This is a genomic window from Telluria sp. RB2R28 (genome assembly GCF_059685835.1).
The window spans coordinates 800678-815176 of the sequence record NZ_JCASIK010000001.1 but is presented as its reverse complement, the minus strand read 5'-3'; the positions used below and the strand labels follow the sequence as shown (position 1 = coordinate 815176).

The following is a 14499-nucleotide window of genomic DNA, read 5'->3' as shown; positions in this document are numbered from 1 at the left end:
ATGAACGTCCTCAAACACATGGAAGCCGTCTTCATCGCCGCCGCCCTGATCGCTGTTCCTGTCGGCTATCTGGCCAAGGTATCGGACGCCAACGCCAACGTCTTCAATGCAAGCAGCGCGGCAATCGCCAGCGGCGCCAAGATCGCCACCGTGACCGTCACCGCCAAGCGCCTGAACAGCGTCGAGAAGTCGCAACTGCTGGCACTCGACACCGTCACCGCAGCGAGCCGGCTGTGACCGCGGTCGGTCGTCGCGGCGCCCCCAACGGGCGGCGCGCGGCGGCCAGGTGGACGGCAAACGCCACCAATCTGTGTCAGATGTAATAACTTGCTTCAGGCTTCGCGTCACCGATCCCGGATTGCTATATTCCGCTTATCCGCTTACGGATCTGGAGACGACCATGAAATCCCCGCTTATTCTTGCAGCCCTGATCGCCATTGGCGCGGCTGCCGCCATCCCGCTGTCTGCACAGGCCCAGCCGCATGTCTCGGTCGTGATCAGCAGCGCCCCGCCCGCCCCCATTTACGAGCGCATCCCCGGTCCGCGTCGCGGCCACGTCTGGGCGCCCGGCTACTGGGAATGGCGCGGCCATCGCCATGACTGGGTGCCCGGCCACTACGTCGTCGCGCGGCCTGGTTATGTGTACGCGCCGCCGAGCTGGCACCATCGCGGCAACCGCTGGGTGATGGAACCGTCGCGCTGGAACCGCGGCCCGCGCCACCACTACGGCCCGCAGCCCGTGTATGTGCGCGGCCATGACGGCTATGATCGCGACCGCGGCTACCGCGACCACCACCGTGATCGCGATCGCCACCACGGCAATGGCCGCGGGCGCGGACCGGACTTCGACCGTGACGGCGTACCGAACTACCGCGACCGCGATCGCGACAACGACGGCATCCGCAACCGTCACGACCGGGACCGCGATGGCGACGGCGTGCGCAACCGCCATGACAGCCGGCCGGACAATCCCTATCGTCGTTAATTGACTTCCTGGCGTTTCAGGTGCTTGTCCAGAAACGCCAGGATCTTCGCGCTCGCTTCGGTCTGGTTTTTCTTCTTCGAGAAACCATGGCCTTCGTCATCGAACACGACATACTCGACGTCGACCTTGTTCTTGCGGACCGCTTCCACGATCTCGTCGCTTTCAGGCCGGATCACGCGCGGATCGTTCGCGCCCTGGATCACCATCAGCGGTTTGATGATGCGGTGCGCGTGGAACAGTGGCGACGTCTCTACCAGAAATTCCTTGTCCTTGACCGGGTCGCCGATCTCGTCATACAGCGCCTTGCGCTGCGCTTCCCAATACGGCGGAATGCTCTCGAGCGTGCGCACCCAGTTACTCACGCCAAAGATGTCGATGCCGACCTTGAATGCCTCGGGCCGGAACGCCAGCGCCGCCAGCGTCATGTAGCCGCCGTAGCTGCCGCCCATGATCCCGATGCGCTCGGCATCGATGTACGACTGGCTGGCCAGCCACGTCTTCGCTTCGATGCAATCCCACAGCGGCTCCATGCCATGCTTGCGGTCGTCCGCGCGGAAAAACGTCTTGCCATAGCCCGAGCTGCCCCGGTTGTTGATGCCCAGGACCGCGTATCCGTGATTGACCAGGTACTGGATCTGCGCGCTGTAGCCACGCATTGTCTGTCCGCCTGGCCCGCCGTGCACGTACACCACCGCTGGCACCTTTGCATTCGGCGCTGCGCCCTTCGGCTTGTAGTAAATCGACGGGATCACCGTGCCGTCGAACGATTTGAAGCGCACGACTTCGGCTTCCACCAGGTCGTTCGGATCGATGGCCGGGTTCAGGCTGCGCGTGAGCTGGGTGGTCTTCTTGCTGCCAAAGTCGTGCACGTACAGGTTGTTCGGCGAGCGGTCGCCATTCAGATAGAACGCCATCAGGCGGCCACTGGCCGAGAACGTCACCTGGCGCATCTCGCCGCCCGGCAGCTTGGGCAGCGTGACCGGTTTGCCGGCAGCGTCGAACACGCGCACGTCGATGCTGCCGTCGCGGTTGACGATGCTGACCCGGTTGGCGCCATTGCGCGAGTAGCTGGTATCGAGCAGGTCCCAGTCGGCTTTCTCGACATCGCTCGTCGCGCCACTGGCCAGATCGTATGCGGCGATGCGCGTGAACTCGCCGCCGGCATTGGTGGTGAATAGCAGGCGCTTGGATTGCGGATCGAACGTGGCGGCCGAATGGCTGGCCGGTGCAGTGTGCGGCGTGATGTGCTTCATCGTGCGCGTCGGCAGGTGATACACGTAGACGTCGCTGTCGGACGTGGTGCTGGACTTGTCGAACGCGAGCCAGTTGCCGTCGCGGCTGATGTCCGAGACGTTCATGCCGCTGTCGTTCTGGTACACCATCGTGCGGTCGTAGCTGCCCGCGTCGTACAGATAGATGTCGAAGAATTTCGGATCGCGCTCGTTGGTGGCGACGTAGAAGCCGCTGCCATCGGGCTTCCAGCCGGCGAACGAGGCCTTCAGTTTGCCGGGCGTCAGGTCGCGCTCCTTGCCGCCTGGTTCAAGCACGTACAGGTGATTTTGCTCGTCGCCGCCCGTGTCGCGCGTGAACAGGATGCGGTCGTCGTTGTAGAAGTAGCCCACCGCGTAGGTCGAATCGCCGGTGGACGTGGTCAGCGCGCGCGGCGTGCCGCCGCCCACGGGCAGCGTGTACGCATTGAAGATGCCGGACGCGTTACTGCTGAACAGGATCTGCCGCTCGTCCTTGCTGAACGAGGCGCCGGTCACGGAGGTCGTCGCCATGAACTGCTCGATGGTGTAGCGCTTGCCCGGCTTGAGCGGTGCTTTCGCCAGCGGCTGCGCGCCGGGTTTTTCAACCTGCGCCGTGGCGTGCAACGGCATCGACGCGGCGCCGACCAGCACGGCGAACAGGGACAATCGGACTGCATGGCGGGACGGACGCATCACTTCTCCTCGTGTTGGACAGCATCGATCCAGTGTTTCAAAAGTCTTAACTTCTGTCAACGAATCAAGATCGGTTATGCTCTCGCCATGAACGACCTGAGCCTTCTGCGCGCCGCCGCATTCAAGACCGAACTGGCGGCCAGCCGGCGCCTGATGACGCGCGCCGGCCTGAGCGAACTTGAGGCCCTTACCCGCACGCTCACGCACAGCGCTGGGCTGGCTGGCCTGGCGCACCTGCTGGCCGAACGCGCCGCGTTGCGCCAGCATGCGGCGCAGCAGTCAGACCGACGCGCAGCGCTGGCCAGCGCAGCACGCACACGGGGCGCGGGGGCTGGCAAGACGGCGTGGCGGGCCTGGTTCGACGGCTCAGCGCGCCCGAATCCCGGTCACTGCGGCATCGGCGCCGTCCTCGAAGGCCCGGGCGGCGTGCGCGTCGCCATCTCGCACGACGCCGGCTACGGCAACAGCAGCGAAGCGGAATACCTGGCCCTGATCGCCGTGCTGGATGCGGCTGTCGTGCACGGCGCGCACGATGTGCTGGTGGTTGGCGACAGCCAGGTCGTGATCGACGACGTGAACGGCCCCGCCAGCGCAAGTGCGCCCAGCCTGCGTGAGTACCGCGACCGCGCCTGCGCCCTGCTCGCGCGCCTGCCGCAGGCGCAGCTGCGCTGGATCCCGCGCCACAAGAATTCAGAGGCCGATGCGCTCTCGCAGCGCGCCGTGCCGCCTCTTTTACCGGAAACATCAACATGCTAGAACGTACTCCGACCGATTTCGCCGCCTGGCGCACACAACTCATTGCGCTGGCGGCGCAGGATGCCGGCACCGACGGCGCCCACGATGGCGCCCACCTCGACCGCGTCTGGCGCAACGCCCAGGCCCTGCTCGCGCACCACCCGGAAGCCGACCGCCTGGTGGTGCTGGCGGCCAGCTATCTGCACGACCTGGTGAACCTGCCGAAGAACGACCCCGCGCGCAATCAGGCGTCGCGCCGCTCGGCCGAACTGGCGCGCGAGTCGCTCGCGCCGCTGGGCTTCCCGCCCGAGAAACTCGACGCGGTCGCCCATGCCATCGAAGCGCACAGCTTTTCGGCGGCAATCCCCGCCACCACGATCGAGGCAAAAATCGTGCAGGACGCCGACCGTCTCGACGGCCTGGGCCTGGTGGGACTGGCGCGCATGTTCTACATCGCGGGGCGCATGGAAAGCGGCCTGGCGCATCCGACCGATCCGCTGGGCGACGACCGCGCGCACGACGATCGGCGCTATGCGCTCGACCACATCGTCGTCAAGCTCGACAAGCTGCCGGACATGATGCAGACGGAAGCTGCGCGCGCCGTGGGCCGTGAACGCCTTGATCAGCTGATGACGTTTCGGGCGCAGTTCGCGGCCGAGTGGAGCGGCGCCTGACGTTTGCTAACGGCATGCAGGCGTTGCCGCAATGCTAAGATAGGCGACCGCCAACTGCCGAGGTGTCCATGACCAGTACGACCACCGTGCCGCAAGCATCTAGCGGCAACCTCAATTTCGTGCTGGTCTGCGTGTTCATCGACATGCTCGGCATTGGCCTCATCGTACCCGTGCTGCCGCTGCTGGTCGGGCAGTTCGTCGAAGGCGCCGACATGCGCGCGCTCTGGTACGGCGTGCTGGCCACCGTGTTCGGCCTGCTGCAATTTCTGTTCATGCCGGCGCTGGGTGCGCTGAGCGACCGCGTCGGCCGGCGCCCGGTACTACTGTATTCGATGGGCGGCATGTGCCTGAACTTTCTCGTCACGGCCTGGGCGCCCAGCCTGGCCTGGCTGTTCCTCGGGCGCGTCATCGGCGGCATGTCGTCGGCCAGCATGTCAGTGGCCTCGGCCTACGCATCCGACATCTCGACCCGCGAAAACCGCGCCAAGAGCTTCGGCAAGATCGGCGCCGCCTTTGGCCTGGGCTTCATCTGCGGGCCGATGCTCGGCGGCGTGCTTGGCGAGAGCAACCTGCACCTGCCGTTCTACGTCGCCGCCGCGCTCTCTGGCGCGAACCTGATATATGGCTACTTCGTCGTGCCCGAGTCGCTGGCACCCGGCGCGCGCCCGCCATTCGCATGGGCGCGCCTGAACCCGTTCACGGCGCTGATGCGCCTCGTGCGACGCCAGGACATCCGCGGTCTCGTCGTCGCCGTGTTCCTGGCCACCTTCGCCCAGATGATGCTGCAATCGACCTGGGTGCTGTACACCACCTTCCGCTTCGACTGGACGCCGCGCGACAACGGCATCGCCCTGTTCTGCGTGGGCCTGACGTCGGTCATCGTGCAGGCCGGGCTGCTGGGCATCCTGATCCGGCGCTTTGGCGAACCGCGCCTGGCCCTCCTGGGCCTGGGCTCGGGCGCCATGGCGTATGCCGCCTACGCCCTGGCGACCGAAGGCTGGATGATGTACGTCTTCATCATGTGCAATGTGCTCGCCTACGCCGCCGGCCCGGCGCTGCAGGGGCTCGTCTCAAAATCCTCGCCGCCCGACCAGCAGGGCGAGTTGATGGGCTCCCTGCAGTCGATCGGCAGTCTCGCGGTGATCATCACGCCACTGCTCGGCACGGGCATCCTCAGCGCCGTAAGCCACTTGCCGCAATCGGACTGGCGCGTCGGCAGCAGCTTCTACCTGTGCGCGCTCATGCAACTGCTGGCGCTGATCGTAGCCTGGCGCTACTTCTGCAGCCACAAACCGGACGAACCACAAGGCCAGATCCAAAGCCGGGGTCAGGTCTGACATTTGGACACGACCTCAGCATTGAGCACTTGCCTGGATGACGATTGCGCAGTTTTCGACGTGGGTTCAGGCACCAGTGCCGGAATTGATGCATTTGCCAAGAAATAGTGCTGAGGTCGTGTCCGAATGTCAGACCTGACCCCCGCTTTTTGACCCCCGCTTTTTTTGGGCGCTACTTCAAGGATCACAGCATCAAAACGCCAGCTGATACGTGAGCGTGGCCCGCAGCGGCCCGGTGAAATAGAACCTGCGTCTTTCCAGGCCCGTTACCGGGTCGGCGTACGACGGCTCGAAGCCTTCATTCTCGCGCAGCAGATTGGCCAGCGACAGCCGCAGCAAGCGCTTTGTATCGATGCGCCAGGCGGCGTACGCGTCCAGGTCGGTGCGCGGCGCGGTGTAATAACCGCGATTGGCTGTCACGCGTACCAGGCCGTTGCGCTTGTGCGCCACGCTGCTGCCCAGCGTCAGCGCGCCCCGGCGGTAATCGATCCCCAGGTTCGCCGACAAGGGCGTTTGCCGTTCGAGACGGTTATCGGGGCCGGGTACGGATTCGACGCGCGACCAGTGGCGCGCCACGCCCGCCCGCACGTCGATTTCCGGCGCATCCGCAAACAGGGACTTGAGCGGAAACTTCGTTTCCAGCTCTACTGAGCGGGTCTCGGCGCGGCCGTCGTTCACCGGCGTGAAGATCCAGCGGTAGCCGTCAAAATAAATGCGGTTGCTCGTGTAATCGTCAATGCGGCGCAGCGAGGTGGCGATCGACACCATCGCATTCTCGGCCCAGTAATGCTCGTACCCGGCGTCGATGCCCCACGCCAGTTCGGGTTTGAGGTTCGGATTACCCTGGAAGTCGGCCTCGGTGGCGCTGTTGTTTTCGAACGCCTGGCGACGCGGCAGCAGGTTCCACAAGTCCGGCTCCTTGTAGGTGCGCGTGAGTGCAAAGCGCATCTGGTCGCCCTTGCGGCCCGGGATCTTCCACAAGGTCTGCACCACCGGACTCCAGACCCCGGAGCCCGTGCGGGTCGAGGCAAACGAGTTGCCGGATGCGCGCGTGCGGATGCCCTCCCAGCGCAGGCCCAGGTACATCGACCAGTGCGGCGTGATGTCCCATTCGTCCTGCGCATACATGGCGAGCCGGGTCACGCGCGCGTCGAACGTTTCGTCCAGCGCCAGCCCGGACGGGAATGCGCGCACACGATCCTGCTCGACGCGCGTTTCATCGCGCCAGGTGACGCCGCCATCCCACCCGGCGGCCAGTGCATGGCCGGTGCCGAGTTTGCGCATGGCCTTGCCGGTTGAATTGACGCCCCGGTCGCGCCGCGCGCCGTCGATGCGCCCGTCCGTCTCGGGATCGCCGGCCGCGTCGCGCCCATCGCGCAGACTCACATTCTCGCTGCGCTCACCCGTCAGGCCAAGCTTGGCTTCGATGCTGGCGCCGGACGGGAAGCCCCTGCTCCAGCGCAGGTCGGTGCGCGCGGTTTCGTCATCGGCGCGGTAGTGCGTGACCAGATCGGGCGCAGGTGGCGGGCCGCCGATCAGCGTGGTGACAAGGGCATGGCCACGGTGGCGAAACCGGGTCACGTTCACAAACGTTTCGGACGTGATCTTGTCGCCGCCAGCCAGTGTCCACTCCAGGCGCGGCGTCAGGTTCAGGCGTCGCATGCGGCCACGTTCATCGGTCGCCGTCGTGCGCAGCAGGTCGATGGCGCCGTCGGTTCCCGTGTTTTCCAGCACCATGCCATTGACGCGGTCGAACCGTTCGCTCACGCCATCGCCGGCCAGCGACCAGGCGAAGCCCTCGCGCCGGTCGCTCAGTTGCAGGGACGCGCTTGGCCCCCTGAACACATCCGAACCGAGCATGCCCAGCTTGAATTCGCGCTCCCGTGTCTTGGCCACGTGGCGCAAGACGATGTTGACCGTGCCGGCCACCGCCTGCGTCGACAGGTCTGCCGTCGCGGCGCGCAGCACCTCGATGCGCTCGACCACCTCGGGCGACAGCGTGTCGAAGCTGAAGTTGCCAGGTGCCCGTTCGCCGTTGATCAGTACCTGCGTGTAGCCGGCGCCCAGGCCACGCAGCTGGATCGTTCCGCCCTGACCACTGCTGCCGTCAACCGTCACACCGGGTACGCGCCGCAGTGCATCCAGGATGGAGCGGTCGCCGTAGCGCGTGAGTTCGTCGCGCTTGATGATGATGCGGGTGGCGGTATCGTCGCGACGCGCGTCGTAACCGGCAGCGCTGCCCCGGATGTCTACCTGCGGGATGCCAGGTTCAGTCTGGGCAGCTGCCGGTATCGGCAGGCTTGCAGCGATCAACAGAGACACGGTGTAGTACGTTGGCAGATTCGTCACGGCGGCTTCTCCAGGTTATTGAACACGCCGGGCCAGAATATGCCACTTTGTAGCAAAGTGTAAACGTAAATATAGAAATCTTTGATTCTATAAATGAGCATCAATCATTACTATTGAATGGAATCTAAAGATAATAGCCAAGCGAATGCTTGCACTGTCCGCCATCCCCCGGCTACCTGCGGTACACTCGCCTCAACAGTGTTAAAAGCGGCAACAGAATTTCCGTCTGACATGCCCAGCTATAATGCGCACTTTTCCGCGAAAGGCGATCGACCGTGTCCAGACTCAAAGTCCTGCCCCAATATGTGATGCCGAAGCAGGCAATGACCAACTTCGCCGGCCGCGTTGCCGGCCACCGTGGCGGGTCGATGACGACTGGCCTGATCCGTTGGTTCGTGGGCAAATATGGCGTCGACATGAGCGAAGCGGCCAATCCGGACATCGCCAGCTACCCGAGCTTCAACGAGTTCTTCACCCGCGCCCTGCGCGATGGCGTGCGCCCGCTGGCCCAGGCCGATTACGTGTGCCCGGTCGATGGTGCGATCAGCCAGTTCGGGGACATCGATGACCACCAGATCTTCCAGGCCAAGGGCCACAAGTTCACCACGGCCGAACTGGTCGGCGGCGACCAGACGCTGGCGGCGCACTTCCAGCATGGCCACTTCGCCAACGTCTACCTGAGCCCGAAGGATTACCACCGCATCCACATGCCGTGCGACGGGCGCCTCACGCGCATGATCTATGTGCCGGGCAAGCTGTTCTCGGTGAACCCGACGACGGCGCGCGGCGTGCCGGGGCTGTTCGCGCGCAACGAGCGCGTCGTGTGCGTGTTCGACAGCGACGAATTCGGGCCATTCGTGATGACGCTCGTCGGTGCAACGATCGTCGGCAGCATGGCCACCGTCTGGCATGGCGTCGTCAATCCGCCGCGCATGGCGCGCATCTGCGACTGGCAGTACGAGCCGGGCCAGGTCACGTTGAAAAAAGGCGACGAGATGGGCCGCTTCCTGCTCGGCTCCACCGTCGTGATGCTGTTCCAGAAAGACGCGATCCGCTTCAATCCGGCCTGGGCGCCCGAGGGCAAGGTACGCCTGGGCGACGTGATGGGCAACCGGCCGCTGCGCTAACCGGACTCAGGCAACGTCCGACGCACCGTTCTCCAGCGCGGCCTTCGCCCTGAAGGCCGCAGCGATCTGCTCCGGCCCATGACCATGGGCGGTACAGGTCTCTTCCATCATCGCCAGAAATGCGCGCGTCTTGGCCGGCATCAGCTTGCGGCTCGGGAACACGGCCCAGCCATTCGCGGTCGGCATCTCCCACTCCGGCAGCACCCGCACCAGTTCACCCGTCTGCATGTACGGTTCGGCAAACAGCGTCGAGCTGAGCGCAATCCCGGCGCCGCGCGCAGCGATGCGCGCCAGCAGGTCGGGGGAATTGGCCGTCAGCCGGCTTGGCAGCGCGCGCTGCCAGCGCACCTTCCCGCGAATCAGCGTCCACGGCATCGGGCCGCCGCTGCGGCTCAGGATGCACAGCACATCGTGCGTCGCCAGGTCGTCGGGATGTTCAGGAATGCCGTGGCGCGCCAGGTAAGCCGGTGATGCGAACAGGCCGGGCTGCTCGAGGATGAACGGACGCGCGCTGAGCGTGGCGTCGTCCGGCAAGTCGCCCATGCGGATGGCAATGTCGAAATTCTCGGCCACCAGGTCGACCCGGCGCGGCGTCAGATCCATCTCGAGCGTCACCGCCGGATAGCGCTCGAGAAAGCGCGCGATCACGTGGTTCAGGGTGCTGTTGGCGAAGTCGCCCGGCGCCGAGATGCGCAGCTTGCCGCTCGGCTCACCCTGGCGGTGCTGGGCCAGCGCGCCGGCCGCCTCTACTTCGTCGGCCAGGCGCCGCGCGTGTTCATACAGGCTCGCGCCGAATTCCGTTACCACCAGCTTGCGCGTCGTGCGCTGCAGCAGCCGCTCGCCGAGGGTCGTTTCGAGCAGCGCCAGGCGGCGCGACACGGTCGACTTCGGCAAATTGACGCGATCGGCCGCGCGCGTAAAGCTCCCCGCCTCGACGATGCGGGCAAACAGCAGCAGGTCATTCGGTTCGACGTCCATGATTGTCCCATCAGCAGAATAATGTTATCCATTTTACGGGCTTTCGCATTGTTTTTGGAAAGACTAAAGTAGACCCATCGCTACTCCAACCACGAAGGGACCACCACCATGAACATCCTGCACATCACCTCGAGCATCCGCGGCGACGCCTCCGAATCGACCCGCGTCACGCAACAGATCGTCGACAAGCTGGTCGCCGCCAACCCGGGCGCGACCATCGTGCGCCGCGACCTGGGCGCGGCCCCGGTCCCGCTGCTCGACGGTGCAGCCCTGGGCGCGCTGTTCACGCCGGGCGAGCAGCGCACCGCCGCGCAACTGGCGCGTGTGGAGCAGGACGATGCGCTGATCCTCGAAGCACAGGCGGCCGACGTGATCGTGCTGGGTGCCCCGATGTACAACTTCTCGATGCCGGTGCAGCTGAAAAGCTGGTTCGACGCCATTGCCCGCGCTGGCGTGACGTTCCGCTATACCGAGACCGGTCCGGAAGGCCTGCTCAAGAACAAGAAGGTCTATGTGGCCGCAGCGCGTGGCGGTGTGTATGAAGAGGCGCAGGATCCGCAAGTGCCGCAGATGCGCGCGCTGCTGGGCTTCCTGGGCCTCTCGGACCAGACCTATATCTACTCGTCGGGCATGGCGATGGGCCCCGATGCCGTGGCTGCGGGCCAGGCAGCGGCCAACGCCGCCATCGAAGCGGCACTGGCGTAATACTGGCAACACCCCGGCCGCCGTCAGGCGGCGCAACCAACAGGAGAACAGATTGACCACTACCGTCCCGCAGCCGGTCACCACGGCGCCTATCGTCAAAAGCCGCGGCGTCGAGCGCATCATCAACGGGCAGTTCGTGATGGATGGCGCGGGCGTACGCATCAACCGTATCCTGACTGGTCCCCTGCAGCGCCGCCTGGACCCGTTCCTGATGCTCGACGCCTTCGGCAGCGACAAGCCGGGCGACTACATCGCCGGCTTTCCGGAGCACCCGCACCGGGGCTTCGAGACCATCACGTACATGCTGGCCGGGCGCATGCGCCACCGCGACAGCGCCGGCAACGAGGGCCTGGTCACCGATGGCGGCGTGCAGTGGATGACGGCCGGGCGCGGCGTAATCCATTCCGAAATGCCGGAGCAGAACGCCGGCCTGATGGAAGGGTTCCAGCTGTGGCTCAACCTGCCCGCAAGCGACAAGATGACGGCGCCGTGGTACCGCGACATCCCGCTCGAGGAAGTACCGCGCCTGACAACGTCTAACGGCGTGACCGTGCAGGTGATCGCAGGCCGCACGCATGGCATCGACGGCGCGGTGCAGCGGGCGCATACCGAGCCGCTGTATCTCGACCTCGAGATCCCGGCCGGCGTGACGTTCGAGCAGCCGATTCCGGCCGGGCACAATGCGTTCGTTTATGTGTTTCGCGGTGAAGCCGTCATCGACGGGAAAGGCGTGCCGCAGACGCGCATGGCGATCCTCGACAATGCCGCCGGCGCCGACGGCGTGCGGATCAAGGCGATCGCACCCACGCGCCTGCTGATACTGGCCGGGCGCCCTTTGAGCGAGCCGATCGCGCAGTACGGACCGTTCGTGATGAATACGCAGGCCGAGCTGCATCAGGCGGTCGAGGATTTTCGCGCCGGGCGTTTCGCGTAAGCGCTTCGTCAGCGGCCATTCTACGTACCTGGCAGGCATGCGCTACACTCTCGGCATGACACAAGCGCAACACAGCCTGCCATGGCACTGCTAGACACCCTGGGCGACCTGCTCGCCCGCGCCAGCTACGCGCTGGGGCTGGAAAACGCCGACCGTTTCCCGCCCGGTCACGCCGCCACGTACACCCGCTGGAACAAGGCTTACTTCGACATCCCGTCCGACCTGAAGGCCGAGCGGATGGAAACCATCATCTGCGCGGCCATCACCAACACGCCCTATGTGTTCGGCGAGATCCGTAATCCCACGCCCCGCATGCAGCGCGCGCTCCTGGCCATCATCGAAGCACGCCTGCGCCGGGCCGATGCGCCAGCAGATCTGGTGGCGCTGCTGATCAAGGCGTACCGTCAGCCGCACACGCCCGACATCGTGCCTGGCCTGCGCGCGACGATCGCGGCAAACGCGCAGTTTGATGCCAATATTCAGGCGCATGCCGTGCTGGCGTATCTGGGCGATGCGCCAGCGGGGTTTGGCGTGATCGAGGCGCGGGGCTAGTCCAACCAATCGATCGATGGTCAGGCCACTGTCCCAACTTCGTTGGCAGTCAATTTCACGTATTGGATGTTCAACGTGATGGCTTCATCGTAGCGAAGCACAAAACTATCGCCGTCGACTGGATAAAAGCGCTCGATGTCTTGCCCGTCCGCGCCCTTGTCGGCCGACATCGGGCGGCGCTTGACTCTCTGAAGAATAAGCCGGTCGAGCTGGCCTTCTTTGTCGAAGTAAAAATTATTGAGCACCCCGACGTACAGTACCGCTTCCTTTCCTACCTCGACGATTGCGGACACGTAGATGAGGTCAGGCTCATCCTGCTTTTCAAAGTCGGCGCCAGTAAGCAGGTAGTACCAGGGCGCGTCATGAAATCGGAATACGAACCAGCAACCGTATCGATACGGTCAAGTTTGAACGTGGAAATCGCACGACGTATCAGCGCTGGTACGACATGCGATGCGACCAGCAATGAGATGAAGTAAGCTGAAATCGCACCGAACTGACTTGCGACTTGTACGTTGCCTCGTGCCTGCGTTGCAGCATGCGCAGAGAGCAAGTTCATCAAGGTCAGTGGATCAAGCCGAAAGCCAACCAGCGAAGAGATGCTTAGCCAGACTGCATGCAGGATCAGCGAAAACAGCACACCTTCTGCCGCCACGCGGCCGAATGGAGAAAAATCAAGTGACTCGCTCTCTGTCCGTTTAAGCCCACTACGAAATACGAATCCTGGTAGCGGCACCAGAAATGCGATTAACGCAGGCAGCGCCAGGTTCATTGGTAACGATCACGTCAGGCTGCTTTTGACGCTTTCGGCACGACTCTTGCACTGACCTGCATGGCGCGACCGTCCTCGCCACGAATGACGAACTGACCGGTCACGGCGGATTTCTGGACACCCGCGCGCGCAGTTTTGCCGAGCACGAAATCGAGCAGCTAATCACTTGCTTGAGGATCAGCCAAGAGCTGCGACGCCAGTTTGCTTTTGACCGCTTTCATGCACCCACTATGCCACAAGTTATCGACGAATGCACCGTCCACTGGCCATCTCGACCACCGCGCCTGCGTGCATCCGGCAGTACCAGGAAACGCCGATTTTGCCCCACGTGTCGAGCGATCGACAAGCGCATTCGGGCTTCCAGGAAGTTGCGTGATGCGCTGAGTTTACCGATAGAATATCGCCACTATTTCAACTGCCCATATCGCCCATGACTTCGCCCCGCCAGTTCCAGTTCAAATCCATCAACTACACCGGCCTGCAGCCGGGCCCGCGCGTCATCATCATGGGCGCGACCCACGGCAACGAGGTGTGCGGCACCAAAGCCATCCGGCGCGTGATGGACGAGATCGACAGCGGCGCGCTGCACATCGCGGCCGGCAGCCTGACGTTCGTCCCGATCGTCAATCCGCTGGCGTACCAGCAAGTCACGCGCAATGGCGACCGTAACCTGAACCGCGACCTGTTCCCGAAAGCGAACCCGCAGGATTTTGAAGACCAGATCGCGAACTGGCTGTGCCCCCTGCTCCGCCAGCACGACGTGCTGCTCGATATCCACTCGTTCGCCGCCACGGGCGAGCCGTTCGTGATGGTCGGCCCGCTCGACAATGACGGCCCGCTGCAGCCGTTCCGCCACGCCGAAAAAGAACGCGCGTGGGCGCGCCGCCTGGGCGTGCGCCGGTTTGTCGATGGCTGGCTGGCGACCTATGGCGACGGCGTGCAGCGCCGCAGCCGCAGTGCCGACGAACTGGAAACGGTGTTGCGCTACGGCGTTGGCACGACCGAATACATGCGCAGCACGGGCGGCTACGCGCTGACGCTCGAAGCCGGCCAGCACGACGATCCGGCCGCGCCCGATGTCGCTTACCGCGCCATCATGAATACGCTGGCGCATCTGGGCTTGATTGCCGCGCCCGACCCCGTGCCCGTTGATTTTGACGCCATGGAAGCGCTGTCGATGGTGGTCGTGCACGACAAGCTGCACGCGGATGACGCGTTCTCGCGTCCCTGGAAGAGCTTCGATCCGGTGGCCGAAGGTGAACTGATCGGCACCCGCGCCGACGGTACGCCCGTGACCGCCGAATTCGGTGGCCGCATCCTGTTCCCGGCCGCGAGCGCTGCCGCCAACACCGAGTGGTATTACCTCACCCGACCGAATCCGCTGTTCGGGCGCGAACAGAACTAATCG

Annotated in this window: 15 protein-coding genes; 10 read left to right on the top strand and 5 right to left on the bottom strand. The window is 64.5% G+C overall.

Translation table 11 applies throughout. The features are described 5' to 3' along the window. Together AC56LV_RS03705 and AC56LV_RS03700 are read left to right on the top strand one after the other, a co-directional pair. Positions 1-237 (top strand): hypothetical protein, encoded by a 237-nt coding sequence (locus AC56LV_RS03705; RefSeq protein WP_499556093.1) that lies wholly within the window; start codon positions 1-3, stop codon positions 235-237. A gap of 163 nt (positions 238-400) precedes the next feature. Continuing rightward, on the top strand, positions 401-985 hold the full coding sequence (locus AC56LV_RS03700) for a YXWGXW repeat-containing protein (RefSeq protein WP_499556092.1): 585 nt from the start codon (positions 401-403) through the stop codon (positions 983-985). Here the strand turns inward: AC56LV_RS03700 and AC56LV_RS03695 are convergent. Beyond that, complete coding sequence (locus AC56LV_RS03695; protein ID WP_499556091.1) at positions 982-2928, bottom strand: S9 family peptidase; 1947 nt, start codon at positions 2926-2928, stop codon at positions 982-984. The two genes, AC56LV_RS03700 and AC56LV_RS03695, sit on opposite strands and share 4 nt — an antisense overlap. 87 nt (positions 2929-3015) lie before the next feature. Between AC56LV_RS03695 and AC56LV_RS03690 the strand changes: the two genes are divergently transcribed. The 3 genes from AC56LV_RS03690 (at position 3016) to AC56LV_RS03680 (ending at position 5674) form a co-directional block, all read left to right on the top strand. Then, on the top strand, positions 3016-3684 hold the full coding sequence (locus AC56LV_RS03690) for a ribonuclease HI family protein (protein WP_499556090.1): 669 nt from the start codon (positions 3016-3018) through the stop codon (positions 3682-3684). Continuing rightward, a complete protein-coding gene (locus tag AC56LV_RS03685; protein ID WP_499556089.1) occupies positions 3678-4337 on the top strand; it encodes an HD domain-containing protein in 660 nt (219 codons plus the stop codon). The genes AC56LV_RS03690 and AC56LV_RS03685 overlap by 7 nt, the downstream gene beginning before the upstream one ends. A 68-nt stretch (positions 4338-4405) precedes the next feature. Then, complete coding sequence (locus AC56LV_RS03680; protein WP_499556088.1) at positions 4406-5674, top strand: TCR/Tet family MFS transporter; 1269 nt, start codon at positions 4406-4408, stop codon at positions 5672-5674. A 192-nt stretch (positions 5675-5866) separates the two neighbouring features. Here the strand turns inward: AC56LV_RS03680 and AC56LV_RS03675 are convergent, their stop codons facing one another. Continuing rightward, on the bottom strand, positions 5867-8023 hold the full coding sequence (locus AC56LV_RS03675; protein WP_499556087.1) for a TonB-dependent receptor plug domain-containing protein: 2157 nt from the start codon (positions 8021-8023) through the stop codon (positions 5867-5869). 275 nt (positions 8024-8298) lie between these two features. Here AC56LV_RS03675 and asd point away from each other — a divergent pair, with 275 nt between their 5' ends. Beyond that, positions 8299-9150, top strand: a complete 852-nt coding sequence (asd, locus tag AC56LV_RS03670) for an archaetidylserine decarboxylase (protein ID WP_499556086.1) — start codon at positions 8299-8301, stop codon at positions 9148-9150. Positions 9151-9156: 6 nt separating this feature from the next. Here asd and AC56LV_RS03665 read toward each other — a convergent pair whose 3' ends face one another. Then, positions 9157-10128, bottom strand: coding sequence for a LysR family transcriptional regulator (locus tag AC56LV_RS03665; RefSeq protein ID WP_499556085.1), 972 nt, complete (start codon positions 10126-10128; stop codon positions 9157-9159). A gap of 108 nt (positions 10129-10236) precedes the next feature. On the opposite strand from AC56LV_RS03665, the gene AC56LV_RS03660 reads away from it, so the two are divergent. The 3 genes from AC56LV_RS03660 (at position 10237) to AC56LV_RS03650 (ending at position 12319) form a co-directional block, all read left to right on the top strand. After that, positions 10237-10833: an FMN-dependent NADH-azoreductase gene (locus tag AC56LV_RS03660; RefSeq protein ID WP_499556084.1), complete on the top strand. Its 597-nt coding sequence runs from the start codon at positions 10237-10239 to the stop codon at positions 10831-10833. 139 nt (positions 10834-10972) lie between these two features. Next, a complete protein-coding gene (locus AC56LV_RS03655) occupies positions 10973-11767 on the top strand; it encodes a pirin family protein (protein ID WP_499556775.1) in 795 nt (264 codons plus the stop codon). An 81-nt stretch (positions 11768-11848) separates the two neighbouring features. After that, complete coding sequence (locus AC56LV_RS03650) at positions 11849-12319, top strand: hypothetical protein (RefSeq protein WP_499556083.1); 471 nt, start codon at positions 11849-11851, stop codon at positions 12317-12319. Positions 12320-12339: 20 nt separating this feature from the next. On the opposite strand, the gene AC56LV_RS03645 is transcribed toward AC56LV_RS03650, so the two are convergent. Both AC56LV_RS03645 and AC56LV_RS03640 read right to left on the bottom strand, forming a co-directional pair. After that, positions 12340-12612 (bottom strand): hypothetical protein, encoded by a 273-nt coding sequence (locus tag AC56LV_RS03645; protein WP_499556082.1) that lies wholly within the window; start codon positions 12610-12612, stop codon positions 12340-12342. Then, entirely contained in the window at positions 12591-13091 is a 501-nt protein-coding gene (locus tag AC56LV_RS03640; protein ID WP_499556081.1) for a hypothetical protein, read from the bottom strand. The genes AC56LV_RS03645 and AC56LV_RS03640 overlap by 22 nt, the downstream gene beginning before the upstream one ends. 430 nt (positions 13092-13521) lie before the next feature. Between AC56LV_RS03640 and AC56LV_RS03635 the strand changes: the two genes are divergently transcribed. Further along, positions 13522-14496 (top strand): succinylglutamate desuccinylase/aspartoacylase family protein, encoded by a 975-nt coding sequence (locus AC56LV_RS03635; protein ID WP_499556080.1) that lies wholly within the window; start codon positions 13522-13524, stop codon positions 14494-14496. Positions 14497-14499 lie beyond the last annotated feature (3 nt).

What these genes read in the sequence shown, in the direction of transcription:
- AC56LV_RS03705 (WP_499556093.1), top strand. Translation starts at nt 1, where the DNA reads ATGAACGTCCTCAAACACATGGAAGCCGTCTTCATCGCCGCCGCCCTG.
- AC56LV_RS03700 (WP_499556092.1), top strand. Translation starts at nt 401, where the DNA reads ATGAAATCCCCGCTTATTCTTGCAGCCCTGATCGCCATTGGCGCGGCT.
- AC56LV_RS03695 (WP_499556091.1), bottom strand. Translation starts at nt 2,928, where the DNA reads ATGCGTCCGTCCCGCCATGCAGTCCGATTGTCCCTGTTCGCCGTGCTG.
- AC56LV_RS03690 (WP_499556090.1), top strand. Translation starts at nt 3,016, where the DNA reads ATGAACGACCTGAGCCTTCTGCGCGCCGCCGCATTCAAGACCGAACTG.
- AC56LV_RS03685 (WP_499556089.1), top strand. Translation starts at nt 3,678, where the DNA reads ATGCTAGAACGTACTCCGACCGATTTCGCCGCCTGGCGCACACAACTC.
- AC56LV_RS03680 (WP_499556088.1), top strand. Translation starts at nt 4,406, where the DNA reads ATGACCAGTACGACCACCGTGCCGCAAGCATCTAGCGGCAACCTCAAT.
- AC56LV_RS03665 (WP_499556085.1), bottom strand. Translation starts at nt 10,128, where the DNA reads ATGGACGTCGAACCGAATGACCTGCTGCTGTTTGCCCGCATCGTCGAG.
- AC56LV_RS03660 (WP_499556084.1), top strand. Translation starts at nt 10,237, where the DNA reads ATGAACATCCTGCACATCACCTCGAGCATCCGCGGCGACGCCTCCGAA.
- AC56LV_RS03655 (WP_499556775.1), top strand. Translation starts at nt 10,973, where the DNA reads ATGGATGGCGCGGGCGTACGCATCAACCGTATCCTGACTGGTCCCCTG.
- AC56LV_RS03650 (WP_499556083.1), top strand. Translation starts at nt 11,849, where the DNA reads ATGGCACTGCTAGACACCCTGGGCGACCTGCTCGCCCGCGCCAGCTAC.
- AC56LV_RS03640 (WP_499556081.1), bottom strand. Translation starts at nt 13,091, where the DNA reads ATGAACCTGGCGCTGCCTGCGTTAATCGCATTTCTGGTGCCGCTACCA.
- AC56LV_RS03635 (WP_499556080.1), top strand. Translation starts at nt 13,522, where the DNA reads ATGACTTCGCCCCGCCAGTTCCAGTTCAAATCCATCAACTACACCGGC.